Genomic DNA, 21113 nt, shown 5'->3' with positions numbered 1-21113 from the left:
TATTATTAGTTTTTTGGAATTATTATCATTCTAACCAGCTGTTCAGGGCAAGGACAAAAACCGCCTCTTCCCGAGGTCATCGTCGGCTCTGAAACGATACCAGTTGTGCAAGGTTCTTACTGCTGGGATAAAACATGTGTTGATACTGCCGGTGCTCCTGAACTTCTTCAAGATCCTATTCCTGTTGAAGGCGGCTCTTCTATTCAAGTCTCTTTCAACGATCACCAAAAACCGACAGATATGAATGTAACCGTCATCCATAATGATACTCAAACAAAGTGTTCCACCCCTCTCACCACTCCACATGAGCCAGGCATTTACTATTACGAAATCATGTCCTATTGGCAGGGGGAGGATGAAAAAAATAACGGCGTTTCCTTTTATGCATTTTCGATAAAAGTCATGGAATAACGAAAATCCCCGCTCCATCTAGAGCGAGGATTTTTACTTTAATCAACAATTTTGTGTATCATCCGGGTTGAATCTGTCTTTCGGGACAAAAAAATCGATATGGCGATATAAGTTTACAAATTTCCCGGGCAATAATCCGCCAAATTCCCCGTCAATATTCAACTGCATCTTTTCATTTGTCTGCACTTTGACCATACTCGCTTTGGTATAAATGATATGCGGATCATTCAAATGTCTTCCTTGCAACGCGAGTGATGCAAGACGGATGAATTCTGCCATGTTCATTTTTTCGATGATCAACAGATCAAATAACCCGTCATTCATCTTAGCATCCGGGGCAAGCTTCTCAAAACCGCCAACTGAATTGGTGTTGGAAACGAGGAACAGCATGATTTCCCCTTTATATTCTTTCCCGTCGTATTCTATTTCCACGGAAGTCGGCCGTAAGGAAGGGAGCATTTCCATGCCTTTCAAATAATATGCCAGCTGGCCCAGCATTGTTTTCAGTTTACTTGGTACCTCATAGGAAAGCTCAGTCAGTTTTCCACCGCCGGCAATGTTCATGAAATATTGATCATTCACACGACCGATATCCAGAGCGACATGATGGTCATCTAAAATGACATCAACGGCTTTATGGATATTGTTGCGAGGCAGACACAAGGCTCTGGCAAAGTCATTCGTGGTGCCGACAGGAATGATGCCAAGCTTAGGACGGTTTTCCTGTTCAGCCAGTCCGTTGATGACTTCGTTTATCGTACCATCGCCGCCTGCTGCGACAACTATATCAAAACCTCTTTGTACCGCAATGGTAGCCGCTTCTGTAGCATCTCCAGCACATGTCGTAGCATGGGTGGATGTCTCATAGCCAGCTTGTTCGAAGCGCTGCAGTACATCAGGTAAAACTTTTCTAAATACTTCCCTTCCGGAGGTCGGATTATAGATGATCCGAGCACGTTTCATAAGGTCTCCCCCTCATCCAGGCTTGTTCCATTGGCTGTGTTCTATATTTACTATAATATATGAGGCTGAATATCAAACATACAAAAGCACGCAGTCCTATGCGTGCTTTTGCAGGCCGGTCTTTACTCACCGTGTCTATACTAATAGAATTCTCTGGAAAAGTCTAGTCCCTTGACAGTTATTCAGCGTTTTTCCATCTCTGCCAGAAGGATTTTGTTGACCATCGGCGGGTTCGCCTGGCCTTTTGTCTCTTTCATCACCTGGCCGACAAGGAAGCCAAGAGCACGGTCTTTACCGTTCTTATAGTCTTCGATGGATTGCTGGTTATTATCCAGAATCTTCGTAATGATTTCTGTTAGCTGACCTTCATCAGAAATTTGGACAAGTCCTTTATCTTTGACGATTTTTTCCGGGTCTCCGCCTTTCTCCACCAGTTCTGCGAAGACTTTCTTCGCAATTTTGGATGAAATCGTGCCATCTTCCAGCAGCTTGATCATTTTTGCCAGTGATTCAGGAGTCAAGGCAAGCTCGTCAAATTCTTTTTGCTGCTTGTTCAAATGGGCAGACACTTCCCCCATCAGCCAGTTGGATGCCTGTTTAATATCAGCGCCATGCTCGATTGTTTCCTCGAAAAAGTCAGACATCGCTTTATTATTGGTAAGCACCATCGCGTCATATTCCGGAAGCTCCAAGTTTTCGATGTATCTCTTCTTACGGGCATCCGGAAGCTCAGGAATCTGGGAACGGACGCGCTCTTTCCATGCTTCATCGATATATAATGGGACAAGGTCAGGTTCAGGGAAGTAACGGTAGTCGTCAGACCCTTCTTTGACACGCATCAGGATAGTTTCTTTCGTCTGCTCATCATAGCGGCGTGTTTCCTGCAGAATTTCTCCTCCGGACAGCAGTACCTGTGCCTGACGTTTTTCTTCGAACTCGAGTCCTTTTTGTACATATGAAAAGGAGTTCAGGTTCTTCAGCTCGGTTTTTGTACCGAATTCCTCTTGCCCAATCGGGCGCAGGGAAAGGTTAGCGTCACAACGCAGAGAGCCCTCTTCCATTTTACAGTCAGAAACTCCTGTGTATTGGATAATATTTTTCAATTTTTCCAGATAAGCATACGCTTCCTGCGGAGAGCGAATATCGGGCTCCGATACGATCTCAACAAGCGGTGTGCCTTGACGGTTATAGTCGACAAGAGAATAACCATCATCACTGTGCGTTAATTTCCCCGCATCTTCTTCCAGATGCAAGCGAGTGATACCGATCCGTTTTTTCACGCCATCGACTTCGATTTCGATATAACCATTCTCCCCGATCGGCTGATCGAACTGGGAAATCTGATAGGCTTTTGGATTATCTGGGTAGAAGTAATTTTTCCGATCGAACTTCGTATCCGTTGCAATGTCACAATTAAGAGCCATCGCGGCTTTCATTGCGAAGTTTACCGCTTCTTCATTGAGTACCGGAAGAACACCAGGGTACCCAAGGTCGATTGGATTGACGTTGGTATTCGGCTCATCCCCAAACATATTCGGAGACGGGCTGAAAATCTTCGAATTCGTTTTTAGCTCCACATGGACTTCCAGACCGATTACTGTTTCAAAATTCATGCTTGCGCACCTCCAATGGACGGGCGTTGTTTATGAAAGTCTGTCGCTTGCTCAAAGGCATGGGCGGTGCGATAGACTGTGCTTTCGTCGAAATGCTTTCCGATGATCTGCAAGCCGATCGGCAGGCCATCAGATGAGAATCCACATGGCACGGAAATCCCAGGAACCCCAGCCAGATTTACAGGGATTGTCAGGATATCGTTCGCATACATGGTCAACGGATCGTCCACTTTTTCACCGACTTTAAAGGCAGGAGTCGGTGTAGTAGGTCCGATCACGACATCATAGTTTTCCAGAACGCTTTCGAAGTCACGCTTAATTAATGTCCGTACCTGCTGAGCCTTTTTATAGTAGGCATCATAGTAGCCTGAGCTTAATGCAAATGTACCGAGCATGATTCTCCGCTTTACTTCTTCTCCAAAGCCTTCGGAACGGGAGCGTTTGAACATATCGAGCATCGTTTCCGCGTTCTGCGTGCGCACACCGTAGCGGACACCATCAAAGCGTGCCAAGTTCGCAGATGCTTCTGAAGATGCAAGCAGGTAGTAAGTGGCAACCGCATATTTGGAGTGCGGAAGGGAGACTTCTTCCCATGTCGCACCTAATTCTTCATATTTCTTCAACGCATTCATCACTGCTTCTTTTACTTCCGGTGTAACACCTTCGCCTAAATATTCTTTCGGCACGGCGATCCGCAGTCCTTTGACATCGCCTGTCAAAGCTTCCGTATATTTTGGCACGTCCACATCCGCAGAAGTAGAGTCCATTTTATCGTAGCCGGCAATCGTCTCAAGCAGAAACGCATTGTCCTCTACTGTACGCGTAATCGGACCGATCTGGTCAAGAGAGGAAGCAAATGCCACTAGGCCGAAACGGGATACACGTCCATATGTCGGCTTCAGGCCTACCACTCCACAGAATGCTGCCGGCTGGCGGATCGAGCCGCCGGTGTCAGAACCAAGGGAAAAGAACACTTCTCCTGCAGCAACAGAGGCGGCAGACCCCCCACTGGAGCCGCCTGGCACGTAGTCTGTGTTCCACGGGTTACGTGTCGCATAGTAGCTTGAGTTTTCATTGGAAGAGCCCATCGCAAACTCGTCCATGTTCAATTTCCCGATCGTTACTGATTTTGCCTGAGCCAATTTTTCAACAACCGTCGCATCATACAGCGGGTCGCGGAAATTATCGAGGAACTGACTGGCACAAGTGGTACGCAGTCCTTTGGTTACGATATTATCTTTTACACCGATTGGGAGTCCGAACAATGCTGCCGATTCGGCCCCACGCGCAGCATCCAGTTCTTCTGCCTGCTTCAGTGCAGCTTCTTTATTCAATGTCAAAAACGCTTTGACCTCTCCATCCACCGCTTCAATGCGTTGGTAGGATTCTTCCACGAGGTCGGTCACGCTTATTTCTTTCTTATGTAGCTTCTCCTGAAGCTCTTTTAATGTATAATCAAACAGTGACATAGTGTACCTCCTTATTCCAAGATAGACGGAACTTTGAACTGCCCGTCCTGATGTTCAGGTGCATTGTTCAATACGTCTTCTTTTTCCAGCCATTTTTTCGGCTCGTCTTTTCGCATGACATTCTTTAAGTCAAGGACATGTGTCGTTGGCTCGACATCGCTTGTATCCAGTTCATTCAGCTGTTCCGCGTATGTGATGATATCATCGAGCTGTTTTGTGAACAGGTCTGCCTCGTCTTCGGAAATAGCAAGTCTCGCCAGATTAGCCACGTGTTTTACTTGCTCTTTACTGATTCGTGACATGGTCCATACCTCCATTCAATTCGTTTCCACATAATATTTGATAATACCAAATCAATCGATAGGTAAGCAACGTTCTACATTTTTCACCTTTTTTATCGTAACACAAAATGCCTGTCCCCTCATACTTCTAAGCTATTTTTAGAAAAACTCGCATTCATTCGTCCTTACGTGAATGCGTTGGTTGTTCTTATAATCGAAACTTTAAATTTCAATACGGGGAAAAGTTTCTGCAAAAATTTAATACAACCTAATATATAAAAAGGTTCCCCACCTTCCATTCTTGCCATTTATCGGGGATTACATGCCGATTCCTTTTAAGCCTGAAAAAATAGTTCCTTGCTCAGTCCTAATTGGTTTTATCGTGATGTTCTTTGTGAGAGGGAAAATCTGCTTAAGACCTCGAGGGGGCGGAAGATGGAGCTGGATGTACTACTGCCGTTTACTTTCCAAGACAATTAAAAAAGCTCATTCCCGCAAAAGCAGGAATGAGCTTGAATGTTTATCTGCGTGCAGCTTCGTCAAACATGTCAGTAACTTCTTTGGATGGCTTCTGGCCAGCCTTACTTACAAGTACAGCCACGATTGTATTCAACAGGAACCCTGGAACAATTTCATAAAGGTCGAAGATACCACCGCTTAGGAAATCACCCCAGATAACGACAGTGACAGCACCTACGATCATACCGGCAACTGCACCATTACGAGTAATTCCTCTCCAGTACAAGGACAATAAGATGATCGGACCGAAGGCGGCACCGAACCCTGCCCATGCGTAAGATACTAACTCAAGTACAGAGCTTTCCGGGTTACCCGCAAGCAGGATGGCAATCAATGCAATGATTGCAACCGCGCCGCGGCCGATCCATACTAGTTCACGCTCAGTAGCATTTTTACGGAAAATCGCTTTATAGAAGTCTTCCGCCAATGCTGAAGAGGAAACGAGCAGCTGGGAATCAATCGTACTCATGATTGCAGCAAGGATTGCCGCCAGCAGAATCCCCGAAATTACGGGATGGAATAGAATTTGTGAGAACGAAATAAAGATTTTCTCAGGGTCATCCAGCATTTGGACACCATTTTCATTAATCAAAGTAACCCCAAATTCACTGAGCATGCCGACATCCTGAGAGTTGATATAAGCTAAACCGACAAGACCAGTGAAAATCGCGCCATAAAGACCAAGTATCATCCATGTCATACCGATGAAACGGGCTTTTGGCACATCATTCGGTTTACGTAATGCCATAAACCGGACGACTATATGAGGCTGACCGAAGTAACCAAGCCCCCATGCCAGTGAGGAAATGATCGCCATGATACCGACACCCTGAACCATATCCAGGTGAGTTCCTGAAATACTGCCGACAGCATCAATAGTAGCGTCCCAGCCTCCCATTTCTTGAATGGCAACAATAGGAACAGCAATCAATGCAAGGAACATCAAAATACCTTGTACAAAGTCTGTCCAGCTGACCGCTAAGAATCCGCCAAGGAATGTATAAGAGATAGTTACAATTGCACCTACCCATAAGGATTGGGTATAAGTCAAACCAAATGAAGCCTCAAATAATTTAGCACCTGCAACCATTCCGGAAGAGGTATAAAAAGTAAAGAATAGAAGGATTACCAGTGCAGAAAATACACGCAAAATACGGGACTTATCCTGAAAACGATTTTCAAAATAATCCGGAACTGTTATCGAGTCGTTCGCTACTTCTGTGTAAACACGAAGACGGCGGGCAACAAATTGCCAGTTTAAATAGGCACCAATAGCAAGGCCGACACCAATCCATGCAGAACCGAGCCCGCTTGCATATATCGCACCTGGTAAACCGAGCAAGAGCCAGCCACTCATATCAGAAGCACCAGCACTTAGCGCAGCGACGCCTGGGCCGAGGCTTCTTCCTCCTAATACATAATCAGATAAATTGCTTGTCATTTTGTATGCGGCAAATCCAATACCGAGCATACCAATTAAATAGACGATAAACGTAATTAACGTTGGAGTATCCATTGTTGTTTATTTTCTCCTTTCTGTAACTAAAGTTATAACGGATAGTAGGATTAATATTGGCATTGGCACGAATAACCAGAACCATGTCGCACCAGATAATGCGAAATCTTCCATTTTTCCACCTCCATAATTTTTGTGTCGTTTTTTCCGATATTCACCCCTATTCAACTTTCACACAATTCAAAATTGTAAGGCGAAAGTCGCAGGGGTATAAATTTCAGACACATCTACGACTATATCATATCTCAAGAGTTAGAACATTGCAAAAATTATACCATCGACAATTTACTGTATAAATATACGTATTAGCAGTCTATTCAACCATTTATTTTTTCAAAATACAATATATATTCACAAAATGTAATAAATAAAAATTTAAAGTTTTTTTAATTTCCAGGTAGGTCCTTGTAACTACAAGCGCTTTCCCTCCCTATTACCCCCTAGTCTTTCCCATAAAATAAAAAAACCTCTCCCCATTTTCTGGGAAGAGGTTTTCTTATAGTTTTATAACATTTCCGATGTAGTTTTGCCTTGCATGTGATGAAGCAGATAATCCGGGCCGCCTGCTTTGGAATCGGTACCTGACATATTAAAACCGCCAAATGGATGGTACCCGACAATTGCAGCGGTACATCCGCGGTTGAAATATAGGTTACCGACGTGGAAATCTTCACGAGCTTTTTCCAGGTGCTCACGATTATTTGTGATTACTGCACCAGTAAGGCCATATTCGGTATTATTGGCAATTTTCAACGCTTCATCAAATGATTCCGCTTTGGTAAATGCTACAACAGGTCCGAAAATTTCTTCCTGCATGATGGTTGCATGGGGATCGACATCAGCGAAAATCGTCGGCTCCACGAACCATCCTTTGCTGTCATCACCTTTTCCGCCATGCATCAGACGGCCTTCGTCTTTTCCTTTAGAAATATAGCTTAAAATTTTATCGTAAGCGCCTTGGTCTATGACTGGTCCCATGTAGGATTTGTTATCAGAAGGATCCCCGTAATTAACAGTCTCTTTCGTTTTCTCCACGACTCGTGCCAATAAATCCTCATAGACATCTTCGTGGGCTACTACGCGAGAGCAGGCAGAACATTTTTGACCGGAGAAACCAAATGCAGAATACGTAATTGCATCCGCAGCCAGTTCCAGGTCAGAATCTTTGTCGACAACTATTGTGTCTTTACCGCCCATTTCGATGATCGTGCGCTTCAGCCACTTTTGCCCTGGATGAACTTTTGCCGCACGTTCGAAAATACGGGTTCCAACTTCACGGGAACCAGTGAAGCTGATGAAACGTGTGCGCGGATGATCGACGAGGTAGTCACCCACTTCTTTTCCGCTTCCAGGCACGTAGTTGATGACACCTGCCGGAAGCCCTGCTTCTTCAAGCACTTCCATCATTTTATAAGCAATAACCGGAGTCGCACTAGCAGGTTTCAAAAGTACCGTGTTACCAGAAACCATAGCAGCAACAGTCGTGCCGCACATGATGGCAAATAAGAAATTCCAAGGTGAAATGACCACACCGACACCAAGGGGAATGTAATGATAACGGTTGTTTTCAATCGGACGAGACTCCACTTCAAATCCTTCATCAATCCGAAGCATCTGTCTGCCATAGTATTCCATGAAGTCAATTGCTTCTGCTGTATCAGCATCAGCTTCCTTCCATGGCTTACCGCCTTCTTTGACTAGATGAGCCGTGAATTCATGACGGCGGCGTCTGACAATGGCAGCTGCACGGAATAGAATGTCAGCACGGAATTGTGCTTTCGTTTTCCGCCACCATTCAAATGTTTCATCTGCAATTTTATGTGCTTTTTCAGCAAGCTCCTGGTTCGCTTTGGATACATAGCCAATGACTTCTTTTTTATTAGCCGGATTAATTACTTTAATTTTATCATCAGTCATGACTCGCTCTCCGCCGATGATCAGTGGATATTCTTTTCCTAAATCAGATTCCACTTTTGAAATCGCCTCTTGCATCGCCTGACGATTTTCCTCCAAACTGAAATCTGTGAATGGTTCGTGTTTGTAAGGTATTACCATTCTACAACGCCTCCTTGGGAAATAGAAATCGTAATGGAAGGCCGCTTTTTTATAATTTATGTATTTAATAAAGCGCTTCCATAAAACATTCTATCCTATCTTCCCCAACTGTTCAATCATTTATGACGCCATTTGTCGAAGCACTGTAAAGGGGTAATACTTTTTAATCGATTCCTATTTCAATTTTGGTAGAGTAGCTCGTGCAGATGGACGTGATTCTGGCCAGGGGTTTTATTCCCGAACGCTGATTTATGGCTCTCTTCCGCTGATTCTCTGCCTCCGTCCGCTGATTTCATCCCCCTTTCCAAACACTAAAAAGCCTTCTGACAATCCGGCTGCTGCCTGACTATCAATAGGCTTTTCTACTTAATAGATATGAACATTTGGCTCCTCTTTGCCTGGTTCTTTGATAATAACACTTTCCGGTTTTTTGTTGCTATGGATATTGACTTCTATCAAATAATCATCTGGCAGCATTTCTACAACCAGGCCATAGACATATTGGGTGAAGCCTACTACTTCTGATTTGGAATAGAATTGAATCGGTATGTCGATTGACAATTCTCTCATGTTACCGTTGATATAAAATCCGTCTCCGATAAACCCTACGAAATTCGGGAAGTACTGGGAAACTTCTTCCCTAAATTCGCTCATCAACTGGGTATCTTCGAAATGTTTTTCTTCTGCTTCACTAGATGGGAATAGAATGTGGTCTTCATTTATCTCTTCCCAATCATTGATTTTGCTGGCTCCACCTTTTACATAGGCTTTCATGACGAAGTTACCAGGAACCATGGCGCCGGATTCCTCTTCTCTATATAGGGCAATCATGACCGGGATATCCTTAAGGCCGTCCGTTTTCCTGATTTTCTCCAGAACCTTGGCGGCATACTGTTTCCCTTTGGCCACCATATCCTTTTTAGAGATATCTTCATGGTAAGTCGGGCCTCCGATTTCTGTCTGGAAATCATAAGTCGATTTCAATGCGAGGCCAATGGAGATGCCAGACAGTTTGGCTACCCCCTCATCATTTTTCGTTAAAAAGTTTTGCTCCAGAATATGGGAGAGCACCCTCGGATTCTTTCGATAGTCTTCCTCTTTTTCCAATTCTTCACGCGGAGGATTGAGTCCGTCAATCATGGAAAGAATCTCATTTTCATCCAAGTACTGCCCTGCCTGAAAGTAATGGGATTCCGGACTGAAGTATTCCTTGGAATGGCGCAGCAGCCCCGTTTCCAATTCATCGACATCCAGGCGATTGCTGATCTGACTTACGATGACTCCTCTTGCTGCTGCCGGTTTCGGGCCGTCTTCTGTCAAAATCATTTTGTACTGTTTGTCCGTAATGCTGTACTTTGGGACGATGGCTGTCTGATTTTTACTGTCTTCTGCTGATTCCTGAACGATTTCCTCATTATTTTCATAGACCGGCATACATGCGGTCAGCACCAGGAGGAGAGAACTCATCCATAATACATGCAACTTCCTCATAACTACACTCCCTAAGCATTTAATGCCTGTTTAAACTTCTCTTCATCCCAAATTTCCACACCAAGCTCCCGTGCTTTGTCAAGCTTCGATCCGGCATCTTCCCCTGCAATCAGCAAGTCCGTGTTTTTGCTTACGCTTCCAGTTATTTTTCCTCCGAGATCTTCTACGTTCTGCTTTGCTTCAGAACGCGTAAAAGATTCCATTTTCCCTGTTAAAACTATCGTTTTGCCTGTGAATGGAGAGTCGCTTGCCTGTTCGCTTTTCCTGCGTCCTTTGTATTCCATATTAAGCCCAAGCTCTTTCAGCTCGGAAATCAGTGCTTCTACTTTCTCTTCTTCAAAATAACGGTAGATCGAGTCAGCCATTTTATCTCCAATTTCATTTATAGCCAGCAAGTCCTCATAGCTTGCTTTTTGGAGATTATCCATCGTTCCGAATGCTTCTGCCAATGTTTTGGCCGCTTTGGATCCGACATAGCGGATACCAAGACCGAATAACAGTCTTTCGAGAGAATTTTCTTTAGAAGCATGAATAGCGTTTAGCAGGTTATCTACAGACTTCTCGCCCATTCTTTCTAGTTTCAGTAACTCTTCCCGTGCCAATTTGTACAAATCGGCAATGGTTGCGACTAAGTTTTCTTTAAAAAGCTGGGCGATCACTTTTTCTCCGAGTCCATCAATATTCATGGCATTTCGGGAAACAAAGTGAATTAATCCTTCTCTAAGCTGGGCAGGACAATTCGGGTTGATGCAGCGCAGTGCTACCTCTTCTTCAAGCCGCACCAATTCACTGCCGCACTCGGGGCAATGCTCAGGCATGTAATATTCCTTTTCTTCCCCAGTCCGTTCTTCCGTCAATACGCGGACGACTTCAGGAATGATATCACCGGCTTTTTTGATAACGACGGTATCCCCAATCCGGATGTCCTTCTCTCTTATCAGATCTTCATTATGAAGAGATGCCCGTTGTACTGTCGTTCCTGCCACTTTGACCGGGTCAAGAAGAGCTGTCGGTGTAACCGCCCCTGTCCTTCCTACACTGAGTTCGATGTCCTTTAACTTCGTAATCGCCTCTTCTGCAGGGAATTTATAAGCGATCGCCCACCTCGGGCTTTTTGCAGTGAACCCCAGTGCCTCCTGTTGATCCAGCCGATCAACTTTGATGACAATACCATCAATTTCATAGTCAAGGTCCATCCGGCGTTCTACCCAGCCATTAACATAGTCGATGACAGCGTCAATATCATCACATTTTTGCCATTCGGGATTCGTTTTCAACCCGAGCTGCTCCATTTTCTCAAGCCGCTCACTATGGGACCCCAGTTCACTGGTCTGCCATTCACCGACACCGTATAAAAAGATATCTAAATTTCGTTTAGCAGCAATCTTCGGGTCGAGCTGGCGCAGTGAGCCAGCAGCCGCATTTCTCGGATTGGCAAAGGGCTCTTCCCCATTCGCTTCTTTTTCTTCATTTAGCTTGATAAAGGACCTTTTCGGCATATACGCTTCCCCGCGGACCTCCAGTGATTCAGCTTCCTTCAGCCGGAGCGGTATATTACGGATAGTTCGTAAATTTTTGGTGATGTCTTCTCCGGTTGTACCATCGCCTCTTGTCGCCCCGCGAACAAACAGGCCGTCCTCGTAAGTGAGTGATACAGCAAGTCCATCGATTTTCAGTTCACAGACATATTGGATGTCTTCATCGACACCTCCGCGGGCACGGCGATCAAAGTCCCTCAGTTCTTCTTCGTTAAAGGCATTCCCCAGACTCAGCATCGGCACATTGTGCTGGACTTTCTGGAATGCGTCAAGCGGCGGCCCACCGACACGCTGGGATGGAGAGTCTGCCGTTACCAGATCAGGAAACTGCTCCTCGAGGTCCACCAGTTCACGCATTTTCATGTCGTATTCATAATCGGAAACACTCGGGTTATCCTGAACGTGATATTCATAGTTATACCGGTTCAGCTGCTCCCGAAGCTCTTCCACCTTTTGCTTCGCTTCTGTCTGATTCATAACGGCCACCTCGCCTTATCCTTTTGTGATTGGTGCAAATTTAGCAAGAAGGCGCTTGACGCCGACTGGTGCCGGGAATGCGATATCAAGCTCCATTGCTTCACCTTCCCCCTGTACCTTGACGACTGTTCCTTCGCCCCACTTTTTATGGTTTGCCTTATCGCCAGCCTGCCAGGTGACTTTCTCTCCGCCTGACGTTTGTCTATCTCTGATTTTCTGAGCAGCCCTTTTAGGCTGCGGCTTTTGTTGAAAACCTGCAGTCTGTTTATTCTGATTGAAAAATGGGAAGCTTTCTTTGGCAGCTTTCCCTTCCATCATTTCTTGAGGTATTTCATTGATGAAACGGCTGACCGGATTCATGTTCGTTCTTCCATATAAGGTGCGCATCTTCGCATGAGTCATGTATAGCTGCTTTTCCGCCCGGGTTATACCAACATAAGCGAGACGACGCTCCTCTTCCATTTCATCATCATCCATAATGGACCTGCTGTGCGGGAATACGTTCTCTTCCATTCCAATCAAAAAGACAATTGGAAATTCCAGCCCTTTTGCAGAATGGAGTGTCATGAGGACGACTTTATTATCCCCCATCGGATCTTCGTCCATCTGATCGATATCGGCAATAAGTGCAAGATCGGTCAAAAATGCAATCAATGTTTTGTCATCGCTGTTTTCTTCGAAGTTTTTGGTAACCGATTTGAACTCTTCAATGTTTTCCAGACGACTTTGTGCTTCGATGCTTTTCTCATTTTTCAGCATTTCTTCGTAACCGGTTTTTTCGATTACCTCCTGCACCATATCCGTGGCTGACAGGAATTCCTGCTGCTGGGTCCATTTTTTGATCATTGTCCGGAAGTTGATGATTGACTTCGCAGCTTTTGCACTGACGCCGACAAAATCTACTTCAGCTGCAGCATCGTACAAGGAAATATCGTGATCTGTAGCGTAAGCCTGAAGCTTCTCCATGCTTGTTTTTCCGACACCACGTTTTGGTTCATTGATCACACGCGCAAAACTCAAATCATCATTCGGGTTTGCGATCAGACGCAGGTAAGCGAGCATATCCTTGATTTCTTTACGGTCGTAGAACTTCGTACCGCCAATCATTTGATAGGGAATACCTGCTTTGACGAATGTTTCCTCAATCGTACGTGATTGGGCATTTGTCCGATACAGAATCGCCACATCTTTATAGCTGCATTTTCCGTTATGGACGAGTTCTTCAATTTTATTCGTAACAAAAAGACCTTCTTCCCGTTCAGTCGCTGCTTCCTGGTAATAAATTTTCTCGCCGCCGTCATTATCCGTCCAAAGGCGCTTCGGTTTCCTGCCTGAGTTGTTCTCGATTACTTTGTTAGCTGCATCAAGAATTGTTTTGGTGGAACGATAGTTCTGTTCAAGCAGGATGACACGGGCGTTCGGGTAGTCTTTTTCAAAGGACAGGATATTCTTAATATCTGCTCCTCGCCAGCGGTAGATGGATTGGTCAGAATCTCCAACGACACAGAGGTTCTTGTACTTGCTTGCCAGCTGATTGACGAGCTGATACTGCGCATGGTTCGTATCCTGATACTCATCCACGTGGATGTATTGGAACCGGCGCTGGTAATATTCCAATACCTCTGGAAGCCTGTCGAACAGGTTCAGTGTCTGCATGATCAAGTCATCAAAATCAAGCGATTGATTCTTCACGAGGGTTTTCTGGTAGCGTTTATATACTTCTGCGACTTGTTCTTCGTAAAATCCTCCAGCCTGCTGGGCATAATCCTCCGGGGACATGAGTTCATTTTTCGCTCCGCTGATGGCACCAAGCATGGCGCGTGGATCCCATTTTTTCGGATCAAGGTTAAGCTGCTTCAACACCTGCTTGATGACTGACAACTGGTCGCTTGAATCAAGAATGGAAAAATTGCGTTCATATCCGATCCGGTCGATATCCCTCCGCAAAATACGGACACACATGGAGTGGAATGTGGACATCCAAAGCTGGTCACCTGCCGATCCTACGAGCCGCTCGACACGCTCTTTCATTTCACGAGCTGCTTTATTTGTAAACGTAATCGCCAAAATACTGCGGGGGGACACTTCTTTTTCTTCCATCAGGTAAGCAATCCGGTGCGTCAGCACACGTGTCTTTCCACTACCTGCTCCTGCCATGATGAGCAGAGGCCCTTCCGTATGGGTAACTGCATTTCGTTGTTGTTCGTTAAGGCCTTTCAATAACCCGTTGATTGCCTGGGTCATGTCTACACCATCCTTTTAATAATTATCCTTTTGCTGCCTTGACCGTCTTGATAGCAGACTTGATATCTTCATATATTACATTTCCGACCACGATGACATCGGCATGCTGTTTCATTTCTTTTGCCTGTTCTGCATTAGTGATGCCTCCGCCGTAGAATAATTTTGTCTTGTTTAATGTACTTTTCACTTCTTCGACAAGCCCGGCATCGCCGTATATTCCGCTGTATTCTAAGTAAAAAACCGGCAAATGATACATGTGCTCTGCCATTCGGGCATAGGCAATGACATCTTCCCTGTCAGGAAGCCTGCTATTTGTATGCTTGAATGCTTTCGCATCCGGGTTAAGAATGCAGTAACCCTCGACAAACAGCTCTTCCCAATCCATGAGGTCGCCATACTCCTTAACAGCCTGATGCTGCATGTCCATCATCCATGTTTTGTCCTGACTATTCATGACCATAGGGATGAAATAAAAATCAAACCCCGGTGTAATCGACTCGAGATTCGAAATTTCCAGCACGCAAGGCACTGCATAACGCCGGATTCTCGCCAGCAGATTCAGCACCCCGTCAAGTGTGACATCATCTGTTCCGCCGACGATGACTGCATCTGTCCCTGAATCACATATTTTCTCAAGATTTTCATCCGAGATATCTTTATTTGGATCGAGCTTGAAAACATGTTGCCACTCGTTCACATTGTACACGATTCTGTCCTCCAATACTGTTGTCCATTATTATATTATAGCAAAAATCCCTGTCGAAAAGGAACCAGGGGATGGATGTCTAAGTGGCAGTTTTTCGAGATGCTTTAAGAAGTATTTACAGCTTGTGAAGGAACCCCTGAGTTTTCCTTTCAGTCACTGAAAAAGACCTTTATAATCGAAAGGACATGTTAAAGTTTGTTGTTGATTCTCCTGAATCGCTTGCCGGCGGATGCTTGCCGCGGGCACGGCCTAAAGCCTTCTTGGTCAAGAAAACCACTTGACCAAGTGGATCATAGGCCCGTGCTGTTCCCGCAGGCGTCACCGCCACTCGCTCATCGTGGAATCACCCATGATATAACCATATATCGTTATAAACTTTAATAGCGGCAATTTTAAAAAGGGTGATTTTCTTTGATTTTAAAGAATATCACCCTTTTTTCCTGTGCAAAAAACATTAAATAAAACCACATTAAGGTATAGAGAGCATCGAATCCCTTAAAATTATTTCAAGTGCCTTGTCCACCTATGACAAGCTTAAACCAATCCTTAGCGTAACGCTCTTTATCCCAGCGATGGACAACCGCTATTTTAAATCCATACCTTATCTAATTCTACCGTTTTTCAGTTGCCTCTTTTCCTCTAGCTGCTTTTTCTGCCGGCAGGAGTGAGATTCCTTTCCTCAGCGTAGCACCATAACCACACCTGAAAAAGCCATACTTGGAAATCCAGGCTATCTCATTCTCCCATCAACGGGAACGTTTCGAGATATCATCAGCGGAAGGGAGCCGATATCAGCGGTTCATAGCTCAGAATCAGCGGAGCAAGGATTTGGGTTCTCAGCCCAGCAGTACTATGTACACACTTTGTACCTTTATAAATAGGAAAAGAATCGCTTTCAGCATGCCACTGATTTTCTGCCTCAAAAGAAAAGATCGCAGACTGACAACGTCAGGTGCGATCTTTGTGTGCAAGCCGGTCGAGCGCCATCTGGTAAGCGTCATTCCCATAGTTAAGACTGCGTTTCACGCGGGAAATTGTCGCTGTCGATGCTCCGGTTTCGGTTTCAATTTTATGATAGGTATAGCCCTCCCGCAGCATGCGTGCTACTTCAAGGCGCTGTGCCAATGACTGGACCTCATTCATTGTGGCCAGGTCATCGAAAAATCGATAACATTCTTCTACACTTTCTAAGGCGAGGATCGATTCAAATAGCTGATCGAGTGTCTTTCCTCGCAATTTATCAATCTGCATGGATGTACTCCTCCTATTCTGCTTCCATAAATGAAACGGAACGACTGATACCAGGATCCTCAGGTACGATGTTGATCCATGTCTGTCCTGGCACAAACTCCATATTTTCTGGGACGATTCTGCCGTCCTCGTTTTTCCATGTAACTTCATGAAGCTTCCCTTTTTGTAACAGGTACCCTTTACCACCGGATGTCAAATCCACTTTTCTTCTTCCAGCTGAATCAACTACCCGGTGTTTTGTTTCAACGATGAAGACATTATCGACGGCAAGAGCTTTCTCTTTTCCATATTCGACTGAAAGTTCTCCGTCACTGGAGCGAACGTATTTTTCACTTTTCTTATTGTAGCTGTAGGAAACTGTCTCCAACGGATTATTAGAATAGACGATTTTGAGCTTAGAGACAAGTTTTCCACCGTCGGCTGCATTACCTTTTTCCGAAAAAGGCAGTGGCTCCATTTTCTTTTCCATATCATATCCTTTTCGTTCCAAGGCGTCCTTTATTCCAGATGTCAGAAGATAGGAATTGTGTGGTGCCTCGCGGAAACTGGCCCGTTCAAATAATTTCCCATCATTATCATAATAGGCACCATTAAGAAAATCGATACCATCCTTTTGAATCTGTTCATCGATGAATTTCGCAGCCCCATGGTAGATATAAATGGCGTCAAACCCTTTTGCGAGTTCAACGTAATAAGGTCTTGCGCTTCTTACCGGACCGATCGTGTCCGGAATTTCACTGTGGAATACGGCAAGAAATCTGGTAATCATACCTTCTGCCAAAACTTCATAGACTATGTCTGCGTCACTCAAACCGGTCTGTGGCCTGGCCTTCGTATGATTATTGACCATGACGGCCAGCGCCCGGTGGTCAATACTCTTGTCGGTCACCTTACCAGTAAGCGGATAGACTTGTTTCTTTTCTGCGGTTTCAGCCGGTTCTTTTTCTTTTTCTTCGACTTCGCCGCTCTTTTCTTTCTCTGTATTTTTTGGACTGGCTCCTTCTTCTGAACAGGCTGCCAAAGCTATCAAGCTAAGCATCAGGAGTCCTATTAAATACTTTTTCACTTATTCCCACCCTTAAAGCCTTATTTTTTCTCTTCTACATTTTAACGCATTATTGCAGGAAAGAGTACCTCTTTCTTTTTGACATCCAAAATTCCAACCGGAGTGATTCTGATGTACGGTAAATGCACGGAAGATAAAAACAGGAGTGTGTATACCGGATCGCCGAATGGATAACCAAATGACTGTAGAATCTCCCGAAGATCTTTTTCCTTTTCCATGACTGTTTCCATTGGTTTGTCAGACATTACCCCAGAAAGCTTCAGCGGCATCTCAAAAATGATTTTTCCTTTGTGGGCCAGAACAATCCCGCCTCCAATTTCTCTCATCCGATTGAATGCGAGTTTCATATCTGTCTTCCTTTTACCGATCAGGACAATATCGCCCGTATTAGAGTAGGAACTCACGAGGCCGCCAAGTTGGCTGGTGTACCCTTTCAGTATTGTGTTCACCCTCCACTCTCCCTCCCGATCAATGAGGAGCAGAAAGGATTCTTTCTGATTATCTGGCAGCACGTCAGTGGAGGCATCTAATTTGACCGCATAAGGTTTCATAATGACGTCATTCACCATTTCCATCCCAAGCGGCATGGAAAATTCAAGATCATCATCATGGAGTTCCCATTTCAAATGAAGAGGTGTAACGCCATAATTCATCCAATGGATCGGTTTCTCTTCCAGCACTTCTTTTCCATTGCGTTTTACCCATTCCCCTTTCGCAATGATAGAATGAGGGACTGGGTCCTCCGGGTCTGATAAAAAGTTCAAATGTGCAGTTCTTCCAGGCGCGATACTTCCGATACGATAATCAAGGCCGAAGTGTCTGGCCGGCTGATAGGAAGCCATCAAATAAGCATCAATCACTGGCACCCCGGCTTCGATGGCAATCTTGATACACGGATTCATGATGCCAGACTCATAAAAGCCTGGTGTCGATCCGTCAGTAGTAAGCATCATCCTGTCAAACTGGGTATGATTCCTGTTCACCAGTTCTTTTAAAATATCCGGCAAATCAGGTCGGATCGAGGAGTATCGCAGGCCGACACTATATCCGATTTCCAGCCGCTTCACAACATCATCGGCGGTCATTGACTCATGGTCTGAATCAACACCAAGGAGTCTCATTTTTGTTAATGTCCGTTCTGAAGCTCCAGGCAGGTGGCCTTCAACCGGTTTTCTCAGTCTCGTCGTTTCCTGCATCCAGTAAAGCATCTGGTCATCGCCTTTCATAACTTCCGGCCATGCTGTCAATTCCCCGCCTTGGATGACAGCATCATGCTGCAGCCATGGCAGGACATTTTCCGAAAATTGTTCATTATCTTTTTCCTGAAGCGCTGACTGGGAATCATATCGTGCCCACCAAAACACGGAAGCAGGCAGTTCGACGAATTTTTCCAATAAAGAAAACGCTTTCTTTTTATCCAACAAAAAAAGCCACATCAGATTGTCATTCACAAGTGTGGTCGTCCCCGTTTTTGCTGCATAAAGTGCCAGGCTCTGGGGATTATAAAGTTGGAACGGATGGGAATGCGGCTCGACATAACCTGGAACAATGTATTGTCCTTCAGCATCGATGACAGAAGCACCATCCATGTTTTCCGGCAATTCTTTACCGACATAGACGATACGGTCCTTGTCGATCCAGATGTTGCCTTCCATCCATTGTTTTATGTAAACGTTCAAGTACGTAGCATTCTTGATTAACTTGGTCGGCGGAAGCTTTCCATCTATGATGGCAGCATGCTCTCTCAGCTGCCGGTTCCGCCAGCGAAAACGATGTTCATTCATGTCCAATCCCCCATTCGTTGGAGTTTTTTTCTATCGTAACACATGGAGGGCTTGAACGCAGTAAAGTTTTGAAGCAGCAAGCAATCGATTTATGAGAAGGGAGAAACCTGACATGTTAAGAGTGAAACCAAATATCGGAATCTTGAATGCCATGTTCCGGATCACGGGAGGGTTAACCTTGATGGTTTTTTATGTCATCCGCTCTATCAAACGCCCATATGATAAGCCTAACCTCTGGATGATCATGGCCGGAGCAATGAAGGTAGCGGAGGGCATCGTCCGATACTGCCCGGTTACAGCAGCCGCCAAGACCGGCATCGATATGATGGATGACGATAGAAAACACCAGCACGAAAGCGCCATTAACCCATCTTGAAACATAAAGAAGAAGAACGTGGCCACCCCGTGAGAACCAGAATATGGTTCTCACGGGGTGGCCACGTGTTTTTTTATTTCGCTTATTTATGCAGGGCGCTTTTGCCGATATCATGACGATAAAAAAAGCCGTCATACCTTTCGAAAGCAACAAGTTTGGAGTAAACCATGTCCAGTGCCTTACCCAACGCTTCCGCCCGACCGCTTACAAGCAGTACTCGCCCTCCATCAGAAACGTAAGCACCACCAGAACGTTTCGTGCCGGCATGGACAACCTGCGTATCATTGGTGCTGGTAAGCTCAGGAAGAATGGCACCTTTATCGTACGAGCCAGGATAGCCGCTTGATGCGACAACCACACCGCCACAATATCCGTCACGCCATTCCAATTGCGGATCATTGCCTTCCATAACATCAGCGATAACCTGGATAAGATCATTTTTCAACAATGGCAGTACTACCTGTGTTTCCGGATCTCCGAAGCGAGCATTGAATTCAATTACTTTTGCTCCTTCTGATGTCTGGATCAGCCCGGCATACAAAATACCTGTAAAAGGGGATCCTTCCTCCACCATTGCTTTCGCGGCAGGTTCCAAAATGGTCGTCACCGCCTTATTGACTTCCTCCTCAGACAGGAATGGTACAGGTGCATATGCGCCCATTCCACCTGTATTCGGTCCCTCGTCACCATTAAAAGCACGCTTATGATCCTGGGAAGGAATCATCGCATGAACCTGACTGCCGTTCACAAAAGCCATCAGGGAAAATTCTTCTCCTTCTAAAAAGTCTTCAATGACTATTTCCCTGCTTGCGTTGCCGAACTGGCCGTGAATAAGCATATCTTCAATTGCCTGATCAGCAGCAGCTACCGTTTCTGCAACGACGACGCCTTTTCCGGCAGCAAGACCATCTGCCTTGATGACGATTGGGGCGCCTTTTTCATGGACGTATTTTTTAGCGTCAGCCGCTTCCGTAAATACTTCGTATGCAGCTGTAGGAATTTCGTATTTTTCCATCAGGGATTTGGCAAAATGCTTGCTGCCTTCAATGAGGGCAGCCTGTTTTACAGGACCAAAAACCTTCAGGCCGGCAGCTTGAAAGTCGTCTACAATTCCGTCGATCAGAGGATTTTCAGGACCGACGATTGTCCATGCTACCTGATTCTCCTTAGCAAAGTGAATCAGCTGGCTGCTGTCCGTCTCTTTGATATCGATCCGTTCCGCCTGTTCCTCGATACCGCCGTTGCCTGGCGCTGCGTAGACTTTTTCCACCTGCGGGCTCTGACAGAGCTTTTGGATAATACTGTGCTCACGTCCGCCGCGTCCGATGACCAACACATTCATACTGATCCACT

16 protein-coding genes are annotated in these 21113 nt (G+C 45.2%); 2 read left to right on the top strand and 14 right to left on the bottom strand.

The annotated features are described in order from the left end of the window. Positions 1 to 105: 105 nt before the first annotated feature. Complete coding sequence (locus JOC33_RS11485; RefSeq protein WP_205092673.1) at positions 106 to 411, top strand: hypothetical protein; 306 nt, start codon at positions 106 to 108, stop codon at positions 409 to 411. Positions 412 to 453: 42 nt separating this feature from the next. Here the strand turns inward: JOC33_RS11485 and JOC33_RS11480 are convergent, their stop codons facing one another. From JOC33_RS11480 to JOC33_RS11420, 13 genes are all read right to left on the bottom strand, one after another. Next, a complete protein-coding gene (locus JOC33_RS11480; RefSeq protein ID WP_205092672.1) occupies positions 454 to 1374 on the bottom strand; it encodes a diacylglycerol kinase in 921 nt (306 codons plus the stop codon). Between the two features lie 182 nt (positions 1375 to 1556). Then, positions 1557 to 2987 carry an Asp-tRNA(Asn)/Glu-tRNA(Gln) amidotransferase subunit GatB gene (gatB, locus tag JOC33_RS11475; RefSeq protein ID WP_205092671.1) on the bottom strand — a complete coding sequence of 477 codons (1431 nt, stop codon included), beginning with the start codon at positions 2985 to 2987 and terminating at the stop codon, positions 1557 to 1559. Then, positions 2984 to 4456 carry an Asp-tRNA(Asn)/Glu-tRNA(Gln) amidotransferase subunit GatA gene (gene gatA, locus JOC33_RS11470; protein ID WP_205092670.1) on the bottom strand — a complete coding sequence of 491 codons (1473 nt, stop codon included), beginning with the start codon at positions 4454 to 4456 and terminating at the stop codon, positions 2984 to 2986. The genes gatB and gatA overlap by 4 nt, the downstream gene beginning before the upstream one ends. Positions 4457 to 4467: 11 nt before the next feature. Beyond that, entirely contained in the window at positions 4468 to 4758 is a 291-nt protein-coding gene (gatC, locus tag JOC33_RS11465; RefSeq protein WP_205092669.1) for an Asp-tRNA(Asn)/Glu-tRNA(Gln) amidotransferase subunit GatC, read from the bottom strand. A 499-nt stretch (positions 4759 to 5257) separates the two neighbouring features. Then, positions 5258 to 6772 carry a sodium/proline symporter PutP gene (gene putP / locus JOC33_RS11460; RefSeq protein ID WP_205092668.1) on the bottom strand — a complete coding sequence of 505 codons (1515 nt, stop codon included), beginning with the start codon at positions 6770 to 6772 and terminating at the stop codon, positions 5258 to 5260. 504 nt (positions 6773 to 7276) lie between these two features. Next, positions 7277 to 8827: an L-glutamate gamma-semialdehyde dehydrogenase gene (gene pruA, locus JOC33_RS11455; protein ID WP_205092667.1), complete on the bottom strand. Its 1551-nt coding sequence runs from the start codon at positions 8825 to 8827 to the stop codon at positions 7277 to 7279. A 366-nt stretch (positions 8828 to 9193) separates the two neighbouring features. Next, positions 9194 to 10318, bottom strand: coding sequence for a CamS family sex pheromone protein (locus JOC33_RS11450; RefSeq protein ID WP_205092666.1), 1125 nt, complete (start codon positions 10316 to 10318; stop codon positions 9194 to 9196). A gap of 11 nt (positions 10319 to 10329) precedes the next feature. Next, positions 10330 to 12333: an NAD-dependent DNA ligase LigA gene (gene ligA, locus JOC33_RS11445; protein WP_205092665.1), complete on the bottom strand. Its 2004-nt coding sequence runs from the start codon at positions 12331 to 12333 to the stop codon at positions 10330 to 10332. A gap of 15 nt (positions 12334 to 12348) precedes the next feature. Continuing rightward, on the bottom strand, positions 12349 to 14577 hold the full coding sequence (pcrA, locus tag JOC33_RS11440) for a DNA helicase PcrA (protein WP_205092664.1): 2229 nt from the start codon (positions 14575 to 14577) through the stop codon (positions 12349 to 12351). Positions 14578 to 14599: 22 nt separating this feature from the next. Then, a complete protein-coding gene (gene pcrB, locus JOC33_RS11435; RefSeq protein ID WP_205092663.1) occupies positions 14600 to 15283 on the bottom strand; it encodes a heptaprenylglyceryl phosphate synthase in 684 nt (227 codons plus the stop codon). A 948-nt stretch (positions 15284 to 16231) separates the two neighbouring features. Next, entirely contained in the window at positions 16232 to 16534 is a 303-nt protein-coding gene (locus JOC33_RS11430; protein ID WP_205092662.1) for a YerC/YecD family TrpR-related protein, read from the bottom strand. Positions 16535 to 16547: 13 nt separating this feature from the next. After that, entirely contained in the window at positions 16548 to 17600 is a 1053-nt protein-coding gene (locus tag JOC33_RS11425) for a DUF3048 domain-containing protein (protein ID WP_205092661.1), read from the bottom strand. A gap of 41 nt (positions 17601 to 17641) precedes the next feature. Next, a complete protein-coding gene (locus JOC33_RS11420) occupies positions 17642 to 19384 on the bottom strand; it encodes an adenine deaminase C-terminal domain-containing protein (RefSeq protein WP_205092660.1) in 1743 nt (580 codons plus the stop codon). Between the two features lie 112 nt (positions 19385 to 19496). Between JOC33_RS11420 and JOC33_RS11415 the strand changes: the two genes are divergently transcribed. After that, entirely contained in the window at positions 19497 to 19760 is a 264-nt protein-coding gene (locus JOC33_RS11415) for a YgaP family membrane protein (protein ID WP_205092659.1), read from the top strand. Positions 19761 to 19842: 82 nt separating this feature from the next. Here the strand turns inward: JOC33_RS11415 and purD are convergent, their stop codons facing one another. Further along, on the bottom strand, positions 19843 to 21102 hold the full coding sequence (gene purD, locus JOC33_RS11410) for a phosphoribosylamine--glycine ligase (RefSeq protein WP_205092658.1): 1260 nt from the start codon (positions 21100 to 21102) through the stop codon (positions 19843 to 19845). Between the last annotated feature and the right edge of the window lie 11 nt (positions 21103 to 21113).

The organism is Thalassobacillus pellis (genome assembly GCF_016908295.1).
GTDB lineage: Bacteria > Bacillota > Bacilli > Bacillales > Halobacillaceae > Thalassobacillus > Thalassobacillus pellis.
Note: the sequence above shows the minus strand (reverse complement) of the source record. Positions and strands in the feature narration are given on the sequence as shown.

Coding starts and splice junctions, on each gene's coding strand:
- JOC33_RS11415 (WP_205092659.1), top strand. CDS start 19,497: ATGTTAAGAGTGAAACCAAATATCGGAATCTTGAATGCCATGTTCCGG.
- purD (WP_205092658.1), bottom strand. CDS start 21,102: ATGAATGTGTTGGTCATCGGACGCGGCGGACGTGAGCACAGTATTATC.
- putP (WP_205092668.1), bottom strand. CDS start 6,772: ATGGATACTCCAACGTTAATTACGTTTATCGTCTATTTAATTGGTATG.
- ligA (WP_205092665.1), bottom strand. CDS start 12,333: ATGAATCAGACAGAAGCGAAGCAAAAGGTGGAAGAGCTTCGGGAGCAG.
- JOC33_RS11430 (WP_205092662.1), bottom strand. CDS start 16,534: ATGCAGATTGATAAATTGCGAGGAAAGACACTCGATCAGCTATTTGAA.
- gatA (WP_205092670.1), bottom strand. CDS start 4,456: ATGTCACTGTTTGATTATACATTAAAAGAGCTTCAGGAGAAGCTACAT.
- pcrA (WP_205092664.1), bottom strand. CDS start 14,577: ATGACCCAGGCAATCAACGGGTTATTGAAAGGCCTTAACGAACAACAA.
- gatB (WP_205092671.1), bottom strand. CDS start 2,987: ATGAATTTTGAAACAGTAATCGGTCTGGAAGTCCATGTGGAGCTAAAA.
- pruA (WP_205092667.1), bottom strand. CDS start 8,827: ATGGTAATACCTTACAAACACGAACCATTCACAGATTTCAGTTTGGAG.
- JOC33_RS11450 (WP_205092666.1), bottom strand. CDS start 10,318: ATGAGGAAGTTGCATGTATTATGGATGAGTTCTCTCCTCCTGGTGCTG.
- gatC (WP_205092669.1), bottom strand. CDS start 4,758: ATGTCACGAATCAGTAAAGAGCAAGTAAAACACGTGGCTAATCTGGCG.
- JOC33_RS11420 (WP_205092660.1), bottom strand. CDS start 19,384: ATGAATGAACATCGTTTTCGCTGGCGGAACCGGCAGCTGAGAGAGCAT.
- JOC33_RS11480 (WP_205092672.1), bottom strand. CDS start 1,374: ATGAAACGTGCTCGGATCATCTATAATCCGACCTCCGGAAGGGAAGTA.